This is a genomic window from Phycicoccus sp. Soil803, assembly GCF_001429685.1.
Classification (GTDB): Bacteria; Actinomycetota; Actinomycetes; order Actinomycetales; family Dermatophilaceae; genus Pedococcus.
This window is the reverse complement of the sequence record NZ_LMST01000001.1, coordinates 942694-962705: the sequence shown is the minus strand read 5'-3', so window position 1 is coordinate 962705 and position 20012 is coordinate 942694. Positions and strand designations below refer to the sequence as shown.

Genomic DNA, 20012 nt, shown 5'->3' with positions numbered 1-20012 from the left:
GTCAGCCCCTGCCAGCCAGCCGTCAGGCCTGTGCCGAGAACCGCGGGAAGGCGCCGGCGCCGGCGTAGACCGCGGCGTCGTCGAGCTCCTCCTCGATGCGCAGCAGCTGGTTGTACTTGGCGACCCGCTCGGACCGGGCGGGCGCACCGGTCTTGATCTGCCCGCAGTTGGTCGCGACGGCGAGGTCGGCGATGGTGACGTCCTCGGTCTCGCCCGAGCGGTGGCTCATCATGCAGCGGTAGCCGCTGCGGTGGGCCAGGTCGACGGCGTCGAGGGTCTCGGTCAGCGAGCCGATCTGGTTGACCTTGACCAGGAGGGCGTTCGCGGTGCCCGACTCGATGCCCCGCAGCAGACGCACCGGGTTGGTGACGAACAGGTCGTCGCCGACGAGCTGCACCCGGTCGCCGAGGCGGTTGGTCATGGCCTTCCAGCCGTCCCAGTCCTCCTCGTTGAGCGGGTCCTCGATGGACACCAGCGGGTAGGAGTCGACGAGGTCGGCGTAGTAGTCGACCATCTCGGCAGAGCTCTTGGCAGCACCCTCGAACTGGTAGGTGCCGTCCTCGTTGTGGAACTCGCTCGCCGCGACGTCGAGGGCCAGCGCGATCTGGGTGCCGGCCTGGTAGCCGGCCTTCTCGATCGCCTCGAGGATGAGGTCGAGCGCCGCGCGGTTGGACTCGAGGTTGGGCGCGAAGCCACCCTCGTCGCCGAGGCCGGTCGCCAGCCCGCGCTCCTTGAGCACACCCTTGAGCGCGTGGTAGACCTCCGCGCCCCAGCGCAGCGCCTCGCGGAAGGTCTCGGCGCCGATCGGCGCGATCATGAACTCCTGGACGTCGACGTTGGAGTCGGCGTGGCTGCCGCCGTTGAGGATGTTCATCATCGGCACGGGCAGGACGTGGGCGTTCGGTCCGCCGAGGTAGCGGAACAGCGGCAGGCCGGCCGACTCCGCAGCGGCCTTGGCCACCGCGAGCGAGACGCCGAGGATGGCGTTGGCGCCGAGCTTGCCCTTGTTGTCGGTGCCGTCGAGCCCGAGCATCACGCCGTCGATGAGGCGCTGCTCGCTGGCCTCGTAGCCCACGAGCTTGGGGTTGATCTCGTCGAGGACGGCGTCCACGGCCTGCTCGACACCCTTGCCGAGGTAGCGGTTCTTGTCGCCGTCACGACGCTCGACCGCCTCGAAGGCGCCCGTCGAGGCACCGGAGGGAACGGCGGCGCGGGCGATGGTGCCGTCGTCGAGGGCCACCTCGACCTCCACCGTCGGGTTGCCGCGCGAGTCGAGGATCTCGCGAGCGCCTACTGCGTCAATGGTGGCCACAGACTTCTCCATCGGATTGCTGAACAGACGGTGCCGGACAGATACGGTCCGAGGCTACCCGCCCGCACCCCGCCCAGCGACGACCGACCCGCACCGTGGACGTACCCCGTGGAGCCCGCCCCGCGGCATACCTCGCGGTTGTCACAGCTTTATCGGGTCTAGGGACTTTGGTCGGCTTCACCCCGGAAACGTTCCGGGGTGAAGCCGACGTTTGTCCCTAGACCCGATAAAGGTGAGGTTCGGGGGTTGTCAGGGCTGCTGGCGTTGGTATGCCGCCGCGAGCGCGGCTCCCAGCCGGGCGTTGTGGCGCACGAGGGCGATGTTGGTCTCGAGGCTCGCACCCCCGGACAGCTCGACGATCCGGCCCAGCAGGAAGGGCGTGATGTCCTTGCCGTGGATGCCACGCTCGGCGCACTCGGCGAGGGCCTGGTCGATCAGCACGCCGATCTCGGCAGCCGGGATCTCGTCCTCGAGGGGCACCGGGTTGGTGACCGCGATACCGCCGGACAGGCCCAGCGACCACTTCGCGTGCATCATCGCGGCGACGTCGTCGGCCCCGTCGACCCGCATCGGCGCCGGATGGCCGCTCTCGCGCGAGTAGAAGGACGGGAACTCGTCGGAGCCGACGACCACGACCGGTACCCCGAGGGTCTCCAGCGACTCGAGGGTCAGGCCGATGTCGAGGATCGACTTCACGCCGGCGCTGATCACGGCCACGTCGGTCTGGCCGAGCTCGGTCAGGTCGGCCGAGATGTCGAAGCTCGTCTCGGCGCCGCGGTGCACCCCACCCAGGCCTCCGGTCACGAACACCCTGATCCCGGCCAGGGCCGCGAGCCGCATCGTGCTGGCGACGGTGGTGGCGCCGTGCGCCCGCCGGGCGATCACGTAGGGCAGGTCGCGGATGCTGACCTTGGCGACGTCGGGGTGGGTCGCCAGGGTCTCGAGCTCGTCGCGGGTGAGGCCGATCCGTGGCACCCCGTCGAGGACCGCGATCGTGGCCGGGACCGCACCGCCGTCGCGGATGATCTGCTCGACCTCGAGCGCCATCGCGACGTTGCGGGGGTACGGCATGCCGTGGCTGATGATCGTGCTCTCGAGGGCCACGACCGGTCGGCCGGCGGCGAGCGCCTCGGCCACCTCGGTCGTGAGCTGGAGCGAGGGGTGCGGGGTGGTCATGCCTTCTCCTTGGTCGTGCTCTTCGGGCTCGTGCCGCGCTGGGTCGTCCCGGGCTGCGCCTTGCGCAACTCGGCGTCGATGAGCCGAGGGGTCAGGTCGGGGCGGACGGTCTCGGGGCTGGCGACCGTGAGCGCAGCCGCCATCTGCCCGAACCGGGCCGCGTCGACCGGTCCGTCGCCACGCATGAGCGCGTGGACGAAGGCGGCGGTCATGGCATCGCCGGCGCCGGTGACGTCGACCGGCGTGACGGGCGGGGCGGCGAGGGTGACGACCGTGACGCGCCCCCTTTCGCCCAGGCTGCTGAGCAGGCTCCCCTTGGTGCCGCGACGGACCCAGACGTTCTGCACGCCCACGTCGTGCAGCCGGCGGGCGGCCCGGGAGATCGCGACGCGCGTCTGGGGCACGGTCTCGCCGACGATGGCGGACAGCTCGTCGAGGTTGGGGGTGAGCGCCAGCACCGGGCGCTGCGGCGAGAGCAGGTGCGCCAGTGGTCGCGCCTTGGCGACGCTGACCGGTTCGAGCACCACCGGCACCTCGACAGCCGCGGCGAAGTCGAGCAGCCAGGCGGCCGGCGCCTCGGGGATGTTGCCGTCGAGGACCAGCAGCGTCGCGTGGCTGAGCAGGTCGCGCGAGGCCATCAGCTGGCGCACGGTGAGCCGGTCGGTCGCCCGCATGTTCGACACCGCCACCACCAGCTCGCCGGTCGAGTCGAGCACGGCGAGGTAGGTGCCAGTGGCATCGTCCGACGCGATCATGTGGTCCACCACGACCCCGGCCGCCCGGGTGGCGGCGACGATCTCGTCGCCGAAGGCGTCGCCACCCACGGGCGCCACGAGGTGGGTCGGGCTGCCCAGCCGGGCGAGGTTCTCGGCGATGTTGCGGCCCACTCCCCCAGGGGTGCTCATGGCCGCACCCGGGTTGGAGGTGCGCAGCTGGATCGCGTCCTTCGAGTGCGCCTTGATGTCCATGTTGGCGCCACCGACCACGACGACGGAGTGCGCCTCCGGCCGGACGATGTAGCCCCGACCGAGGATGGCGCCCTTGCGGGTGAGGTTCGACAGGTGCACCGATACGGCGGCCTTGGTCGACCCGACCCGCTCCGCGATCGCTGCGGCATCGAGGAGTGGCTGGGCACGGAGCAGGTCGACGATGTCCCGCTCACGATCGGTGAGGCTCATGCTTGGAACTCTAAGGTCACTTGGAATTCCAAGCAAGAGCCCGGGTTGCAGCCCGGAGCCCCGACAGCGCGGGGGTCCGGCACCTACTCGGTGCCGGACCCCCGGGTGTCGCTCGAGCCCCCGGTCACGCGGGGTGGGCCAGGTGACCGTGGTTCCGGCGCGAGAACGCCGCCGCACCGGCACCGGCGAGGGCGATACCGGCGAGCAGGCCGGCGCCGAGCTGCAGGACCTCGACCCCGTTGTCGTCGATCGGGTTGGGCAGGGTCCGCTGGCTGCCGCCCGTGGTCCCGCCCTCGTAGCAGTTGGTGGAGCAGTGCTGGTCGGCCCAGTCGCCGTTCCCGGGCACCTGGCGGGCGCTGGCCGGGCCGGCGATGGAGAGGGCGATGAGTCCGGTGGCTCCGAAGACGGCGGCCGACCGGCGAAGGCTGGTGGTGTGCGACATGGTCCTGGTCCTTTGCGTGAGCTGGTGGTTCGTGCCGGACGGGTTGTCCACGACCGTTGTCGCACCCACCGGTACCGGGACAGCGCCGGGCGGGTATCAGCCGGGTATCAGCGCCGTTGACGGGGTGCCGGTGGAGGGTCACATTCGAGGTGTGCGCATCGCCGTGCTCGGCCCCCTCGAAGTCGACGAGGGACGGATCCTCCTGGCGCCGCGGGACCAGGTGGTCCTCGAGGCACTGGCCGCCCGCCCCGGTGAGACCGTCCGGGCTGATGCCATTGCGGAGGCCCTCTGGGGCGAACGCCTCCCGCCCTCGTGGCCCAAGGTGGTGCAGGGGTGCGTCTCCCGGCTCCGGAAGGCGCTCGGCGCGGCCGCGATCGTGACGTCGGGGACGGGGTACCGGCTCGTCCTGCACCGCGACGACTTCGACCACCTCTGCTTCGAGGACCTGCTGCTGCGCGCGGGCGAGCTGCTGGCCACAGGTGAGCCCGAGCGGGCGCGGTACGCCAGCGGCCAGGCGCTGGGCCTGTGGCGCGGCGACCCGTTGGAGCGACTGACGGACTGGGACGTCGGACGGATCGAGACCGAGCGACTCGCCGAACGCAGGCGTGACGGCGAGGACCTGTATGCCGAGTCGGCCATCCGCGCGGGCCGGCACCGCGACGTCCTCGGCGAGCTCCACCGCATGGTCGCCCAACAGCCCACCCGCGAACGCCGGTGGGGGCTGCTGGCCCTCGCGCAGTACCAGGCGGGTCGTCAGGCGGAGGCCCTCGGGACGCTCCAACGCGCCCGGGCCACCCTCGTCACCGAGTTCGGGCTCGACCCCGGACCCCAGCTCGCCGACCTCGAGGAGGCGATCCTGCGGCAGGACCCCGCCCTGGTCACCCAGGGCACGCCACCCGAGCAGGACGGCGCCTGTCCCTACCTCGGACTGGTCGCGTACGACGTCGGTGACGCACCGGCATACTTCGGCCGCGAGGCGGACGTCGCCGCCTGCCTGCGGCGCCTCGACGAGGCTGGCGTCCTCGCGGTGGTGGGGCCGTCCGGGTGCGGCAAGTCCTCGCTGATCAGGGCTGGGGTGGCGGCGGCACTGGTCCGCGACGGTCACCCGATGCGGATCGTGACGCCCGGGACCCACCCGGAGGAGGTGCTGGCCCACGCGCCGGCCGGGGTCGGCGCGGTGTTCGTCATCGACCAGTGCGAGGAGGCACTGGGCCTCCCGGAGACGTCCCCGGAGCGGGAGGCGTTCTTCGCGGGGCTGGTCGAGTTCGCCGCGCGGGGTCGGCTCGTGCTCTCGCTGCGCGCGGACCGCCTCGGCGAGCTCGCCGTCCACCCCGAGTTCGCCCACCTGGCCGAGAAGGGGCTGTACCTCCTGGGCGGCATGGGTCCGGCCGAGCTGCGCAGTGCCGTGGAAGGCCCCGCGGCGCAGGCGGGACTGCGGCTCGAGCCGGGGCTGGTCGACCTGCTCGTGCGCGAGGTCGAGGGGTCGCCCGGGGCGTTGCCCCTCCTGTCCCACGTGTTGCGCCAGACGTGGCGGCGCCGCGAGGGCGACACGTTGACCGTCAAGGGGTATGCCGCGACCGGAGGAGTGCGCGAGGCCGTCGCCCAGTCCGCCGAGCGGCTCTACCGCGAGCTGAGCCCCAGCCAGCAGGGCATGCTCCGCGATCTCATGGTGCGCCTGGTCTCGTCGGACGACACCGGCGAGCCCGTGCGCACCCGCGTGTCCCGGCGCGTCGTCACGTCGGACGACGAGCACACCGCTGTCGTCGAGGCCCTGGTCGGCGCGCGCCTGGTGAGCAGCGACGGCGACACGGTGGAGATCGCGCACGAGTCGCTGGCGGTCGCGTGGCCGCGGCTGCGGTCGTGGCTGGACGATGACGTCGAGGGCTTGCGGATCATGCGTCATCTCACCGTGTCCGCCGAGAGCTGGGACGAGCTGGGACGGCCGGACAGCGAGCTCTACCGTGGGGTCCGGATGGCCCGGGCAGCGGAGTGGCGACGCAGCCACGACCCCGAGCTCACTCCCCCGGAGCGGGCCTTCCTCGACACCTCGGCCGAGCTGGCCGAGACCGAGCAGCGCGCCACCGAGGAGCAGGTCCGCCGGGAACGCCGCTCCAACCAACGCCTGCGCGCCGGACTGGCCGCTGTCGCAGTCCTGCTCGCGGTGTCGATCGTCGCCGGTGCCCTCGCCAAGACCGCCGCCGACCGGGCCGAACAGCAGTCGCTCCTGGCCGACGCTCGACGCCTCGGTGCCGAGGCCCTGCGATCGCAGGAGATCGACCGAGCCCTCCTGCTGGGGGTTGCAGGGGCGCGGCTCGACTCGTCCAACGACACGGCGAACAACGTGACGGGAGTGCTCGACCGCGTGCCGCAACTGGTCGGCGCCGCCCGCCGGACAGCCATGTCCTCCGTGTCAGTGAGTCCCGATGGGATGCACGTGGCGGTGGGCGAAGTGATACTCGGTGTGACCATCCTCGATGCCGGCACACTCACGGAGACCGCGCGGAACCACGACATCCCGGTGGCAGGCGTGCGGTACAACCCGGGCGGGTCCACCCTCGCCGTGGCGGTCAACCCGTGGACGCCCGCCAGCGTGGCCCGGGTCGACCCGGTGCCGTTGCGGATGCTCGACGCCGCCACCGCGCGACTTCTGCCGGACCAGCCGGGCGGGACCCCCAAGGGGCGCGTCCTGCACCACTCCTTCGGGTTCAGCCCTGACGGACGCTGGTTGGCTGCCGGCTTCATCTCGCCGATGGGCAGTCCGCCGGACTCGGTGGTGCAGGTCTGGGACACCAACGCCCTCGCCCGTCCCAAGAGCTCATTCACCGTCCCCTACATCATCTCGTCCCTCCAGGTCGGCAGAGGCGCCGACCGGATCTACGCCACGTCCGACAATGGTGTCCTGCACCTCCTGGACCCCCGGGCCGGTCGCGAGCTGCGGTCGATCGCCACGGCCAAGGCGTCGACGATCCCGTTCGGTCCAGTAGCTGTGGTGCCGACTCCCGACGGTGCGCACCTGGCGGTGCGGGACGCAGACCAGGTGCGACTGCTGGACGCGGAGTCGCTGGCCTCGACGTCGACGTTCCGGGAGGAAGGCACGATCGGGCTGCCCATTGCGATCTCTCCCGACGGCCGCCACCTGGCCTACATGGTCGACGGGACCCCGGTGGTGCGCTCGTTGGCCGACCCCGAGAGCCCGGGCGTCCGCTACCGCTCGGGTGACGCCTTCGAGCCCTGGGGCCTGGCGTTCGGACACGGCGGCAAAACCCTGTTCGCGGCTCGGAACGACGGTCTGCTCCTGGCCTGGGACGTCGCCGGCCGTAGGAGGTTCCTGCCCTCCATCCCTCCCCAGTCCGGACGACTTGACGGCGTCTACGCGTCGTCCCGGGTGTCACCCGATGGCAAGACCGTCGCCTACCTCGTCACCTCGCCCGTGGATGGAGCGGTCTCATTGCAGTTCCTCGACGTGGCAACGCACACGATCGGGCCAGCCATCGCCACGGGCGACAGGTTCGACTACTGGGTCAATCTCGCTTGGAGGCCTGACAGCAAGGCGGTCGCCACCATGCTGGGCACCGAATGGCTACGGATCTGGGACCCAGCCACAGGGGCAGTCCTCGAAGCGCACCGGGAAGCCGGTGACCGCATCACCAGCGGTGAGTTCAGTCATGACGGCTCAAGGCTGGTCATCGGCACGAGGAACGGCTGGATCAAGGCAGTCGCGGGTGCTGGTCGCCGCAACGGTCCTTCCGTGCAGGTCAGCACCTCCGGGCCGGTGACGACAGCAGCCGTCGACCCCCGAGGAGACCGAGCGATCGCGAGCACCGGAGACGGCATCAGTGTCCTCGACCTCCGGGCTGGCACAGTCAGCCGTCGCGCCACCTTGGGCTACACCGCGAACGCCGCTGCCTGGACCCTCGATGGGGCGACCATCGCCCTGAGCGGGGCCGACTTCAGGCAGGGCGGCGTCGGCGTCGTGACCACGGTCGATGCCGCGACGTTGGCACTACGGACCACGACGGCCGGACGCAACGCGGCGGGTGGCGGTGAGCTGAGGCTGGAGCCCGATGGCGAGCATTTCCTCACTGCCTCGGGAGACCGAGTGGCGCTGTGGGACGCGACCACCGGAGCGCTGCTCCGCGCCGTTGGCGTCGACGCCCGCACGGCTGGAGGGTTCACGGGGGACGGGTCCGCCCTGGTCCTGGCCTCACCCACCGGCACGGTCTCGACCTGGGACCCCGATCCAGGCGCCGCCATCAGGGCGGCCTGCGACATCGCGGGTCGTGACCTGACCGAGCAGGAGTGGCGCACCTACCTGCCGAACCGCCCCTTCCAGTCCGTCTGCGCCTCCTGAACGAGGACGCCGAAGGTGGCCAGCGCGAGCGGGCGTGACCACCCCCGAGCAGAATGCCGGTGTGGCGCTTGCCGTGTGCCTCCTCTTCGACCCGGAGACCGACCGGGCGATCCGCCGGCTGTGGGCGGCCCTCGAAGAAGCCGGTGTCGGCACGTTGCTGAGCCACACCCACCGGCGACACGTGCCCCACCTGTCGTATGCCGTGCTGCGCACCTTCGACGTCGAGGCAGTCGCCACCGTCGTCGGAGCATTGGCGGCAGGCCCCGCACTGCAGGTGCGGTTCAGCGCCGTCGGCCTGTTTCCCCGCGGCAGGGGCTCCCTGTTGACCCCAGCCACCCAGCCGCTGCTGGCCCGGCAGCTCGCAGTGGTCGAGGCGGTGACCAGCACTGGTGCAGACCTGCACTGGCACTACCAGCCGGGGCGGTGGATCCCGCACTGCAGCCTCACGACGGGTACCAGCCAAGAGCTCCTGCCGACGGCTGCGGTTCGCGCGTTCGACGTCCTGCCGCTCGAGGGCCGCGCCGTGGGCGCCGCCCTCATCGACAGCGGCACCGGCCAGCGGTGGCCCCTCGCCACCCTTCCCTGAGACCCGGACCGGTGTCGCCCCCCTGCGGCGCCGGTGTCAGCCCGGTGTCAGCCCGGGTCAGGCCTGTTGACGCTGCCTCGAGGGAGGATCACTGTCAACACATGCGCATCGCGCTGCTGGGAACACTGCAGGTCAACGACGGTCGGACCACGCTCGGTCCACGCGACCGCATCATCCTGCAGGCCCTGGCCACCCGCCCCGGCACGGAGCTCAGCGCCGAGGCGCTCGCGGAGACGCTGTGGGGCGAGGACCTTCCGGAGACCTGGCAGAAGGTCGTCCAGGGCTGCATCGTGCGGCTCCGCAAGGCCCTCGGCGCCGAGGCGATCCAGACCTCACCGCACGGCTACCGGTTGGACCTGCACCAGGACGAGGTGGACCACCTCCACTTCGAGCACCTCCTGACCCGGGCTCGCGAGCTGCTGGCGAACGATGAGCCCGAGCGCGCCCTCTACGTGACCGGACAGGCTCGGGACCTGTGGCGCGGTGAACCGCTCGTCGACCTCGCGGACTGGGGCCCTGGCCAGGTCGAGGCTGAGCGGCTCCTCGAGCTCTGGCGCGACGCAGACGACCTCCACGCCGAGGCGGGTCTGCGGTCCGGCCGCTACCACGAGGTCCTGGGCGACGCCTTGCGGATGGTGGCTGAGCAGCCGACCCGCGAGCGCCGGTGGGGTCTGTTGGCCCTCGCGCAGTACCAGGTCGGACGGCAGGGCGACGCCCTCCAGACGCTGCAGCGCGCCAAGCTGACCCTCGTCAACGAGCTGGGCCTCGACCCGGGTCCCGAGCTGGCCCAGCTGGAGGAGGCGATCCTCCGCCAGGACCCCTCGTTGGCCGCCCAGACCGTGCTGCCCCCGACCAGCGCGCAGTGCCCCTACCTCGGCCTGGTCGCCTACGACCTCGCCGACGCCGCGGCGTTCTTCGGCCGTGAGGCCGACATCGCCGCGTGCCTGCGGCGCCTGGACGAGAGCCGCGTCCTGGCGGTGGTCGGCCCCTCCGGATGCGGCAAGTCGTCGCTGGCCCGCGCCGGCGTGGCCGCCGCGCTGGAACGGGACGGGCGACGGGTCAGGGTGTGCTCCCCCGGCGCCCACCCGATGGACTCACTCGCCGCCGCGAACCCCCGCGCGACCGACGTCCTCGTGGTGGACCAGTGCGAGGAGGCCCTGGCCCTCGACCCCGACTCGAGCGAGCGCGCGGAGTTCTTCGACCAGCTCGTCGCGGTCGCCAGGAACGGGCGCGGCGTCCTCGTGGTCTCGCTGCGGGCCGACCGGCTCGGCGAGCTCTCCACCCACCCGGAGTTCGCCCGCCTCGTCGAGCGCGGGCTGTACCTGCTCGGCGCCATGACCGAGCCCGACCTGCGGCTGGCGATCGAAGGACCGGCAGCGCAGGCCGGGCTGCGGATCGAGCCCGGGCTCGTCGACCTGCTGGTCCGCGAAGTGCGGGGCGAGCCTGCCGCCCTCCCCCTGCTGTCCCACGTCCTGCGCCAGACCTGGAGGCGGCGCGAGGGCAACACGCTCACGGTCGCCGGCTACTCGGCCACCGGAGGGATCCGCGAGGCGATCGCCCAGTCGGCCGAGGGTGTGTTCCGGGACCTCACCCCCGGCCAGCAAGGGGTGCTCCGGGACCTCATGGTGCGCCTGGTCGCACCCGATGACCTCGGTGAGCCCGTCCGACAGCGGGTCCCCCGCCGTTCCGTGGCCACCGACGAGGACCACACCCTGCTGATCGAGCGACTCGTCGGCGCCCGACTGCTGAGCACCGACGGCGACACCGTCGAGATCGCCCACGAAGCCTTGGCGATGGCGTGGCCCCGGCTGCGGTCCTGGCTGGACGACGACGTGGACGGGCTGCGCATCATGCGGCACCTCGCCGTCGCGGCGGCCAGCTGGGACGATCTCGGCCGCCCGGACAGCGAGCTCTACCGGGGGGTTCGGCAGGCGCGGGCCGTCGACTGGCACGCACGTGCCACCGCGTCCCTCACCGCAGCGGAGCAGGACTTCCTGACCGCGGGAGCCGCTCTGGCCGAGACCGAACAGCGGGCCACCGAGGAGCAGGTTCGCCGGGAGCACCGGGCCAACCAGCGCCTGCGCGCCGGACTCGCTGCTGTGGCTGTGCTCCTCGCGGTCGCGATCGTCGCTGGCGCACTTGCCAAGACAGGCGCCGACCGCGCCGACCGGCAGGCGCTGGTAGCCGACGCCCGTCGTCTCGGGGCCGAAGCCCTGAGGGCAGATGACCTCGACCGATCCCTGCTGCTGGCCGCCGCCGGCGTGCGTCTCCACGACTCCGTCGACACCCGCACGAACCTGCTGGCAACCCTCGACCGGGCACCACAGCTGGTCCGCACCGTCCGCACCGAGACGGTGTTCGACCTGAGCGTGAACAACGCCACGGGCCAGGTCGCGCTCGCCCTACCGGGACATGGTCTGGCAATCCACGACGGCATCACGCTCAAGGAAATGCACCGCGACCCGACAGTCAGCGGGGGGAAAGTCGTCGCCAGCCCGGATGGCCGTACCTACGCGGCGGCCTTGAGGGCAGAGCTGACTGGCGGGCCTTCCGACCCGCCTGCGGTCCAGCTCCTCGACCAGAGCGGTGCGCTCGCGCCCACCCAGCTCGGCGGCATACCTGCCAAGCGCTTCGCCCAGCACGGCCCCTCGTTCAGTGGGGACGGACGCTGGCTCGCCGTCGGTCTGGAGCACGTCGAGGGCTCCGAGCCGGTGCTCATGTTCGGGGTCTGGGACATGCGGGCACCCCAGCATCCGGCGACGCTCGTCAAGGGGGTCGTCGAACAGCCGTCCTCCCCGGTCGTGTCGAACGACGGACGCACCTTGTACACCCTGGGTGGGAGCGGTCTGCGGGTCACCGAGCTCCCCAGCGGTGCGCAGCGGCACCTGCTGAGCGCCGAGGACCTGGGCGTCCGTGAGCTTGGCGACACCCTGGCCATCAGCCCGAACGGACGCACCCTGGCCGTCGAGGCAGGATCCGACGTCCTGCTCCTGGACACCGGGCGCCTCGCACCGCGGGCGGTTCTCCGGGGAGGAGACTTCCCCGAAGACCTCGTGTTCTCGCGCGACGGGAGGCGCCTGGCCGCAGCCGGGGCAAACCTGATGGCATGGGACATCTCCGGCGGCGAGCCAGTGGAGCTGCTGCGGCAGGTCGGTGGCGCAGGCAGCTGGGTCGCCTTCAGCCCCGACGGGCGCACGCTGTACTCCGCAGAGCTCACCGGACTGGTCTCCGCCTGGGATCTCGCTCGTGACCGCGGCCTCCTGCGGATGGGACCGGGCGGACTCCCGGCGCGAGACGGCGCTCCGGCAATCCGGTTCTCGCCCGACCGCCGCAAGCTCGCCTACGTGTGGGGCTTCCCTCCGGCCTTCCAGGTGCGCGACGTCCCCACGGGGAAGCTGGGACCGCTGGTGGAGCTCGACCTGCGGCAACGGAACTGGATCGACATCGCGTGGAGCCCGGACGGCACCAGGCTCAACGTCACGACCGGCGACAGCCGCGTCGGCATCTGGGACGCGGCGACCGGGGTCGAGCTGGCCCGGCACGACCTGGTACAGCCAGCAGGCAGCACCAGGACGGGCGAGACGGCCGAGGGCGCGAGCATCGCGTTCTGGTCCGTCGACGGCAGGTACCTCCTCGTGGGGACCACGGCCGGACGCCTGCACGTCCTCGATGGCCGCACCCTGCAGCCCACGAGAGACCCGGTGCAGGTGACCACGGCCAAGCAGGGCAAGGCACAGCCGATCGGCGGGCTGGAGCCCAGGCGCGACCTGCGGACCGTTCTCACCTATGCCGACAGGACCCAGGTCGTGGACTACCTGGAGGGCATCGTCAAGGCACCGCTCGACTTCGGTGGGGCGGCGCCACAGGTCTCCTACGCGCCCCGCGGCGATGCGGCCCTCGTCCACACGACCGACGGCCAGGTCGGACTGCGCAACGACCGGACGCAGCAGTGGATCGCGCCACCGGCCGCGATCCCGCCGTTCCCGGGATTCATCATCGGCTGGTCCGCGGACGGCACCAAGGTCGCCACTGCCAGCGAGGGCAGGGTGGGCTGGTGGGCGGACGGGGTCTTCCAAGGGTCGGTCAGCGTCCCGGACGCGATGTCCGTCGCGTTCAGCGATGACGGCACGCGACTCATCGTCGCCGGGCCCGAGAGCAGCGTGCGCACCTGGGACCTCGACCCGGAAGCATGGGTGGATGCCGCCTGCCGCACGGCGGGACGTGAGCTCACCAAGGCCGAGTGGCGGAGCTACCTGCCCGACCGCCCGTTCGAACCGGTCTGCGGGTCCTGACCCAGGTCGCGCAGCGCCTGCCTCAGGACCTCCTCCGCCGACACCCCCGCCGACCGCGCCTCGGCGACCAGGGCGAGCAGCCGCGCCGCGAGGTCGCCGTGCGCGTCGCCCACGGCGGTCAGGTCACCGCCGGTCCGCTCCCAGCGGGCCAGCACCTTGTCCGCTGCGAGCAGGCTCGGCAGCGACCTCGGTATGCCGTGCAGCAGCCCCTGGTGCCCGGCCTCGCCTCCGCCGTGCGGCGCCTTCACGGCACGCTCGGCGGCCTTGATCTGCTCCCAGGCGCGCTCCACCTCGGCGGGGGTGGAGGCGTCGCCGTCGGCGAACACGTGCGGGTGCCTGCGGACCAGCTTCTCGATGATGGCGCCGGCCACGTCGTCCACGTCGAAAGGCTCGGTCGCGTGCTCCTGGGCGACGCGGGCCTGGAACACCACCTGGAGCAGCACGTCGCCGAGCTCCTCACGGATGTGGTCGCGGTCGCCGGACTCGATCGCCTCGGCCGCCTCGTGGCTCTCCTCGATGAGGTACTTCACCAGCGACTCGTGGGTCTGCTCGGCGTCCCAGGGACACCCGCCCGGCGAGCGCAGCCGGTCCATCACCGCCACCAGGTCGAGCAGCCGCGACCCGGGGACGTCCCAGGAGGCCACGAGCACCTCGACCTCCGGCGGTGTGCCCAGCCGCGACACCTCGGACGCAATCGCATCGGTGAGCCCGGGGTCACCGTCGGCCGAGGAGACCCACACGACGTCGCCCTCGGCGGCCCGGTCCATCAGCGTGCGGGACAGCGCAGGTGGGCTGAGCTCGCCCAGGTGAGCGACCGGCACACCCGCCTCGGACACGGCGTCGGCGAGCGGCTCGGACGCGTCGCGGGCCAGCACCGCGTCGGCGGCGTCGAGGGTCTGCCAGGCGGTGCGGGTGAACAGCCCTGGCGCGATGCGGGGGCTGCCGACCAGCAGGGTCAGCCGTCCCGTCACGGGTTGCTCAGCCCGCAGGGGTGGTGGGAGCGGGCTCAGCGGGCGCTGGCTCGGCCTTGATCCAGTTGGGCTGGCTCACGTCGAACCGGACGGCCTTGGCGTCGAAGGTGCCGTAGCGCGGGTTCATCGTGACCTGGGCCTTGCGGGCCAGCTCCACGACGTGCCCCTGCTCGACGGTGGTGAGCTGCTGGGAGGCCAGGCTCGACTTGACCAGCTCGAGGGTGGCCGGGCTCGGGTCCTCGATCTCGGTGATGGCGGCCTTGGCGGCGCTGTCGGACAGGCCCTTGCCGGACTCGTCGGCGATCTGGTTGATGAACCCGGCCATCACGAGGCTCGACAGCGCGTTGGCCGTGTTGAGCGACGAGTCGGGGTAGGCCTTCGTGATCTGGGCAGTGGCCTCCTGGACCTCCTGCTCGGTGATCCGGTGGCCGTTGACGACGGCGGCGGTGTCGGCGGTCGCGCAGCCGGACACGGCCAGCACACCTGCCACGGCGACCGTCACGACGGCCCCACGCAGGACCCTGAATGCCTTCACGGGATGGCCCTTCGTCATGTACAGCCCTCTCACCTTGCTCAGTCTCACCACGGTCGGCTCCACGCTCATCGAGCCGAGTCCGCACCCTGTCGGGTGCCCACCCGGGCGGCGTCGGCGACGCTGCCCAGCAGGACGGACCGGATGAGGTCGCTGGCCCACTGCAAGACTGCCGTGTCACGCAGCGGTTGGCCACCCACCCGAGCCGTCATCGGCTTCGGCACCAGAATGGTATGCAGCGCGTCCTTGACGAGCGACTTCGGGTAGAGCCGCTGCAGCCTGAGCTGCGCCGACTCGGGGAGGTCCACCGGCCCGAACCGCACGAAGTTGCCCTGCACCGAGATGTCGGCCACCGACGCCTGCCGGGCGACGGTGCGCAACCGGGCCACCTCCATGAGGTTGCGGACCGGCTCGGGGAGCGGGCCGTAACGGTCGACCAGCTCGGCCTCGATCTCGGCGAGCGCCGGCTCGTCGACCACGCTGGCGAGTTTCTTGTAGGCCTCCAGGCGGAGCCGCTCCCCCGGCACGTACTCGTGCGGCAGGTGGGCGTCGACGGGCAGCTCGATCTTGATCTCACCCGGAGGGGCCTCGTCGCCGCGGAAGTCCGCGACGGCCTCTCCCACGAGTCGCACATAGAGGTCGAACCCGACTCCCGCGATGTGGCCCGACTGCTCGCCACCCAGCAGGTTGCCCGCGCCCCGGATCTCGAGGTCCTTCATCGCGATCTGGATGCCGCTGCCGAGGTCGGTGTGGCTGGCCATCGTCTGGAGCCGGTCGTGCGCCGTCTCGGTCATCGGCTTCTCGGGCGGGTAGAGGAAGTAGCAGTAGGCCCGCTCACGGCCACGCCCCACGCGACCGCGCAGCTGGTGCAGCTGGGAGAGGCCGAGCACGTCGGAGCGCTCGACGATCAGCGTGTTGGCGTTGGAGATGTCCAGGCCGGTCTCGACGATCGTCGTGCAGACGAGGACGTCGAACTTCTTGTCCCAGAAGTCGACGACGACCTGCTCGAGCTTGTGCTCGCCCATCTTGCCGTGGGCGGTCGCCACCCGCGCCTCGGGCACGAGCTCACGGATCCGGCTGGCGGCGCGCTCGATGCTCGACACCTTGTTGTGGACCAGGAAGACCTGCCCCTCGCGGAGCAGCTCGCGCCGGATGGCGGCCACGATCTGCTTCTCGTCGTACGCGCCGACGTAGGTCAGCACCGGATGCCGCTCCTCGGGAGGCGTTGCGAGAGTGGACATCTCACGGATGCCGGTCACGGCCATCTCGAGGGTGCGCGGGATCGGCGTGGCCGACATGGCGAGCACGTCGACGGCGGTGCGCAGGGTCTTGAGCTGTTCCTTGTGCTCCACCCCGAAACGCTGCTCCTCGTCGATCACGACCAGGCCGAGGTCCTTGTAGCGGATCGAGCCGCCGAGGAGCCGGTGCGTGCCGATGACGAGGTCGACGCTGCCGTTGGCCAGCCCCTCGATGGTCTCGCGAGCCTCCTTGTCGCTCTGGAACCGCGACAGCGCACGGACGGTCACCGGGAACTGCTGGTAGCGCTCGGTGAAGGTCTGCAGGTGCTGCTGCACGAGCAGCGTCGTCGGCACCAGCACCGCGACCTGCTTGCCGTCCTGGATCGCCTTGAAGGCGGCGCGGACCGCGATCTCGGTCTTGCCGTAGCCGACGTCGCCACAGATGAGGCGGTCCATCGGCACGGTGCGCTCCATGTCGGCCTTGACCTCGTCGATCGAGCTCAGCTGGTCGGGCGTCTCGACGTAGGAGAAGGCGTCCTCGAGCTCGCGCTGCCACGGGGTGTCCGGCGCGAAGGCGTGCCCGGCCGTCGCCATCCGGGCCGAGTAGAGCTGGATCAGCTCGGCCGCGATCTGCTTGACGTACTTTCGCGCCCGTCCCTTGGTCTTGGCCCAGTCGCTGCCACCCATCTTGTTGAGGGCCGGCATCTCGCCACCGACGTAGCGGGTGACCTGGTCGAGCTGGTCGGTCGGCACGAACAACCGGTCGCCCGGTTGGCCACGCTTGCCCGGGGCGTACTCGATCACGAGGTACTCGCGGGTCGCGCCGCCGACGGTGCGCTGCACCATCTCGACGAACTTGCCCACGCCGTGCTGCTCGTGGACGACGAAGTCGCCCGGCTTGAGCTGGAGCGGGTCGACCTGGTTGCGCCGCCGCGAGGGCATCTTGCGCATGTCCTTGGTCGAGCCACCCTGACCCGGGGTGCCGGTCAGGTCGGTCTCGGTGATGAGCGCGAACTTGCTTGCCGGCGCGAGGAACCCGCTGCCGACCGTGCCGGTCGTCAGGTGCACGACACCGTCGGTGAGGTCGGTGAGGTCGGCGTCCAGCCGCGCCGCCACGGACTCCCCCGCGAGCACCTCGGCCACCCGCCGGGCCAGACCCGGGCCCTCGGTCACGACGACGACCCGCCACCCGTCGGCCACCCAGCCCTGCAGGTCGCCCACCGCGTCCGGGGTGCTGCCGCGGTAGCGCGGCGCCTCCTCCAGACCGGTGTTGACGACGACCGAGTCACCGTCGGCGAGCTCCTCGTCGGCGACGAACGGGCCGAGGTCCCACCACGGCATACCCGCCTGCGCGGCGTGGGCGCGCAGGTCGGCGAGGCTCCAGAACGAGGCGGTGCCGAGGATGCCCTGGAGGTCGATCGGCACGCTGTTGCCGACCGCGGCGTTGGCCCAGCCGGCCTCGAGGAACTCCTGGCTCGTGGCGACCAGGTCGTGGGCTCGCGTGCGGACCCGCTCGGGGTCGCACAGCACGACCGCGGTGCCGTCCCGCAGCGTGTCGAGGACGCTCTCCATGCCGTCGACGAGGGCCGGCGCCAGGGACTCCATCCCCTCGACGGCGATTCCCTCGGCCAGCTTGGACAGCAGGTCGACCGCCCCCGGGAGCTGGTCGATGAGGGCACTCGCGCGAGCACGCACCGACTCGGTCAGCAGCACCTCGCGGCACGGTGGAGCCCACAGCCCGTGCTCGGCGACCTCGAGGCTGCGCTGGTCGGCGACCTTGAACCAGCGGATCTCCTCCACCGTGTCGCCCCAGAACTCCACGCGCACCGGGTGGTCCTCGGTGGGCGGGAAGACGTCGAGGATGCCGCCGCGCACGGCGAACTCACCACGCCGCTCGACCAGGTCGGTGCGGGAGTATGCCGCGGCCGCGAGGTCCTCGACGACCTGCTCCAGGGGCGCTTCGTCCCCGGCCTTCAGGGCGACCGGCGCGAGGTCGCCGAGGCCCTGCGACACCGGCTGCAGCACGGCGCGCACCGGGGCCACCACGACGTCGAGCGGGCCGTACGTGGCGTCGGTGGGGTCGGGGTGCTTGAGGCGCCGCAGCACCGCGAGGCGCTTGCCGACGGTGTCGCTGCGGGGGCTGAGCCGCTCGTGCGGGAGCGTCTCCCAGGCCGGGAAGTCGGCCACCCGGTCGGGGTCGAGGTAGCAGCCGAGGGCGGCGACGAGGTCCTCGGCCTCTCGCGTCGTCGCGGTGACCGCGAGGATCGGCCGACCGCTGTCGCGGGCCAGGGCGGCGACCAGGGCCGGTCGGGCGCCCGCCGGCACGGCGAGGTCGGCGACCGGCTCCCCGGCCCGCGCCACCGCCAGGGCTCGGGCGACGGCGGGGTCGGTGCCCAGCAGGTCGAGCAGCGGGGCAAGGGTCATGAGAAGGCTCCTGGGACAGACCGGGTGTAGACAGCACAAACGCCCCACAGCAAAGGGCTGGTGGGGTGGGTGTCCACCCTAACCCTGCATCGGGGGTGACCCGTGGTCCGTCGTTTGCATGAGTCGCCCGAAGCCCCGGTCCAACAAACTTGGGTGAACTGCATACGACACCGTAAGAAACAGCTGTAGGGGGAACGGGAATGAGCGAGCTTGTGAGGCCGGGCGCAGGGGCGCCGGGTCCCGGAGGAGGCGAGGGAATGGTTCGGGGCTACGTTCCCGGGGTCTTCGACCTCTTCCACATCGGGCACCTCAACATCCTCCGCAGCGCCCGCGAGCAGTGCGACTGGCTGATCGCGGGGGTGGTCACCGACGAGAACGCCTACCGCGCCAAGTCGAAGATGCCGGTGATCCCCCTCGCCGAGCGGGTGTCCATCCTCGAGCACATCACCCTCGTCGACGAGGTCATCATCGAGCACCAGCCGAGCAAGCTCGACGTGTGGCACGACCACCCCTTCGACGTCATCTTCAAGGGCGACGACTGGCGGGGCACGCCCAAGGGCGAGCGGCTCGAGCGTGACCTCGCCACCGTGGGGGTGGAGGTCGCGTACTTCCCCTACACGATGCACACGTCCAGCACGCTGCTGCGTGCTGCCCTGGAGCAGTTCGCCTCCTGATGTCCGACGAGACCCTCAGCCCGCCGGTCCGCCGCATGGCCCAGGCCCGGGCCCTGTCCGCCGGTGCCGGGAAGTCCAACCGGGGAGCCCCCGGCTACTCGCGCTGGATCAACCGGCCCGCCGGCCGCCAGCTGGCCATCCTCGCCTTCCGCATCGGGCTGTCGCCCAACCAGGTCACCCTGCTGTCGGGGCTCACCAGCCTGGTCGGCATCGTGGTGCTGGCGCTCGCACCGGCCACCGTCCCGGTCGGCGTCCTGGTCGCCTTCCTGCTGGCCCTCGCCTACGCGCTCGACTCGGCCGACGGCCAGGTCGCGCGCATGCAGGGTGGTGGCAGCCGCACCGGGGAGTGGCTCGACCACGTCATCGACTGCGTCAAGATCGCCGCGCTGCACTCCGCGGTCCTGGTCGCCTGGTACCGCTCCTACGACCTGCCCGACGCGATGCTGCTGGTCCCGATCGTCTTCGGGATCCAGGCGTCCACCTACTTCTTCACCAAGATCCTCACCGACCAGCTCCGCGACTCCGCGGCTGTCTCGGCTGCTGCGGCCGCCACGGCGGCGGCCGGCGCACCGGTCGAGCCCACGACGCCGCCCGCCGTCAGCGTCGACGACGGGCGGCCCCCGGTGCTCGCCTCGCTGCTCGTGCTGCCGCTCGACTACGGCCTGCTGTGCGTGACGTTCGTCCTGCTCGGCTTCCACCAGCTCTTCGTCTGGGCCTACTGCGCGCTCGCCCTGATGGGCGTCGTCCTGCTCGTCGCGGCCTTCGGGAAGTGGTACCGCGACCTGTCCCGCGTGGCCTGAGCAGGCCTGATCGCAGTGGCACGACTGGTATGCCGG

General features: G+C 71.6%; 12 protein-coding genes. 5 read left to right on the top strand and 7 right to left on the bottom strand.

Going from position 1 to position 20012, the window contains the following annotated elements; all coding sequences use genetic code 11:
- Positions 1-22: 22 nt before the first annotated feature.
- The 4 genes from eno to ASG95_RS04430 all read right to left on the bottom strand — a co-directional run bounded on the left by eno (position 23) and on the right by ASG95_RS04430 (position 4108).
- The gene (gene eno / locus ASG95_RS04445) at positions 23-1312 is read right to left on the bottom strand and encodes a phosphopyruvate hydratase (protein WP_057376710.1); all 1290 of its coding nucleotides are present in this window, start codon (positions 1310-1312) and stop codon (positions 23-25) included.
- 249 nt (positions 1313-1561) lie between these two features.
- Positions 1562-2488, bottom strand: a complete 927-nt coding sequence (locus ASG95_RS04440; RefSeq protein WP_057376709.1) for a pseudouridine-5'-phosphate glycosidase — start codon at positions 2486-2488, stop codon at positions 1562-1564.
- A complete protein-coding gene (locus ASG95_RS04435) occupies positions 2485-3666 on the bottom strand; it encodes a PfkB family carbohydrate kinase (RefSeq protein WP_057376708.1) in 1182 nt (393 codons plus the stop codon). The genes ASG95_RS04440 and ASG95_RS04435 overlap by 4 nt, the downstream gene beginning before the upstream one ends.
- 124 nt (positions 3667-3790) lie before the next feature.
- On the bottom strand, positions 3791-4108 hold the full coding sequence (locus tag ASG95_RS04430) for a hypothetical protein (protein ID WP_057376707.1): 318 nt from the start codon (positions 4106-4108) through the stop codon (positions 3791-3793).
- Positions 4109-4259: 151 nt separating this feature from the next.
- Here ASG95_RS04430 and ASG95_RS04425 point away from each other — a divergent pair, with 151 nt between their 5' ends.
- The 3 genes from ASG95_RS04425 to ASG95_RS04415 all read left to right on the top strand — a co-directional run bounded on the left by ASG95_RS04425 (position 4260) and on the right by ASG95_RS04415 (position 13337).
- Complete coding sequence (locus ASG95_RS04425) at positions 4260-8459, top strand: BTAD domain-containing putative transcriptional regulator (RefSeq protein ID WP_057376706.1); 4200 nt, start codon at positions 4260-4262, stop codon at positions 8457-8459.
- Positions 8460-8520: 61 nt separating this feature from the next.
- Positions 8521-9045: a 2'-5' RNA ligase family protein gene (locus ASG95_RS04420; protein ID WP_057378715.1), complete on the top strand. Its 525-nt coding sequence runs from the start codon at positions 8521-8523 to the stop codon at positions 9043-9045.
- A gap of 101 nt (positions 9046-9146) precedes the next feature.
- A complete protein-coding gene (locus ASG95_RS04415; protein ID WP_057376705.1) occupies positions 9147-13337 on the top strand; it encodes a BTAD domain-containing putative transcriptional regulator in 4191 nt (1396 codons plus the stop codon).
- Here ASG95_RS04415 and ASG95_RS04410 read toward each other — a convergent pair.
- The 3 genes from ASG95_RS04410 to mfd all read right to left on the bottom strand — a co-directional run bounded on the left by ASG95_RS04410 (position 13295) and on the right by mfd (position 18502).
- A complete protein-coding gene (locus tag ASG95_RS04410) occupies positions 13295-14308 on the bottom strand; it encodes a MazG family protein (RefSeq protein ID WP_157581727.1) in 1014 nt (337 codons plus the stop codon). The genes ASG95_RS04415 and ASG95_RS04410 overlap by 43 nt on opposite strands.
- A 7-nt stretch (positions 14309-14315) precedes the next feature.
- A complete protein-coding gene (locus ASG95_RS04405) occupies positions 14316-14843 on the bottom strand; it encodes a hypothetical protein (protein WP_057376703.1) in 528 nt (175 codons plus the stop codon).
- 65 nt (positions 14844-14908) lie between these two features.
- On the bottom strand, positions 14909-18502 hold the full coding sequence (gene mfd / locus ASG95_RS04400; RefSeq protein WP_057376702.1) for a transcription-repair coupling factor: 3594 nt from the start codon (positions 18500-18502) through the stop codon (positions 14909-14911).
- Between the two features lie 257 nt (positions 18503-18759).
- On the opposite strand from mfd, the gene ASG95_RS04395 reads away from it, so the two are divergent.
- Both ASG95_RS04395 and ASG95_RS04390 read left to right on the top strand, forming a co-directional pair.
- Positions 18760-19176 (top strand): adenylyltransferase/cytidyltransferase family protein, encoded by a 417-nt coding sequence (locus ASG95_RS04395; protein ID WP_056923113.1) that lies wholly within the window; start codon positions 18760-18762, stop codon positions 19174-19176.
- Complete coding sequence (locus ASG95_RS04390; protein ID WP_235543356.1) at positions 19176-19976, top strand: CDP-alcohol phosphatidyltransferase family protein; 801 nt, start codon at positions 19176-19178, stop codon at positions 19974-19976. The genes ASG95_RS04395 and ASG95_RS04390 overlap by 1 nt, the downstream gene beginning before the upstream one ends.
- The last annotated feature ends 36 nt before the right edge of the window (positions 19977-20012 follow it).

What these genes read in the sequence shown, in the direction of transcription:
- ASG95_RS04440 (WP_057376709.1), bottom strand. Translation starts at nt 2,488, where the DNA reads ATGACCACCCCGCACCCCTCGCTCCAGCTCACGACCGAGGTGGCCGAG.
- ASG95_RS04435 (WP_057376708.1), bottom strand. Translation starts at nt 3,666, where the DNA reads ATGAGCCTCACCGATCGTGAGCGGGACATCGTCGACCTGCTCCGTGCC.
- ASG95_RS04430 (WP_057376707.1), bottom strand. Translation starts at nt 4,108, where the DNA reads ATGTCGCACACCACCAGCCTTCGCCGGTCGGCCGCCGTCTTCGGAGCC.
- ASG95_RS04415 (WP_057376705.1), top strand. Translation starts at nt 9,147, where the DNA reads ATGCGCATCGCGCTGCTGGGAACACTGCAGGTCAACGACGGTCGGACC.
- mfd (WP_057376702.1), bottom strand. Translation starts at nt 18,502, where the DNA reads ATGACCCTTGCCCCGCTGCTCGACCTGCTGGGCACCGACCCCGCCGTC.
- ASG95_RS04395 (WP_056923113.1), top strand. Translation starts at nt 18,760, where the DNA reads ATGGTTCGGGGCTACGTTCCCGGGGTCTTCGACCTCTTCCACATCGGG.
- ASG95_RS04390 (WP_235543356.1), top strand. Translation starts at nt 19,176, where the DNA reads ATGTCCGACGAGACCCTCAGCCCGCCGGTCCGCCGCATGGCCCAGGCC.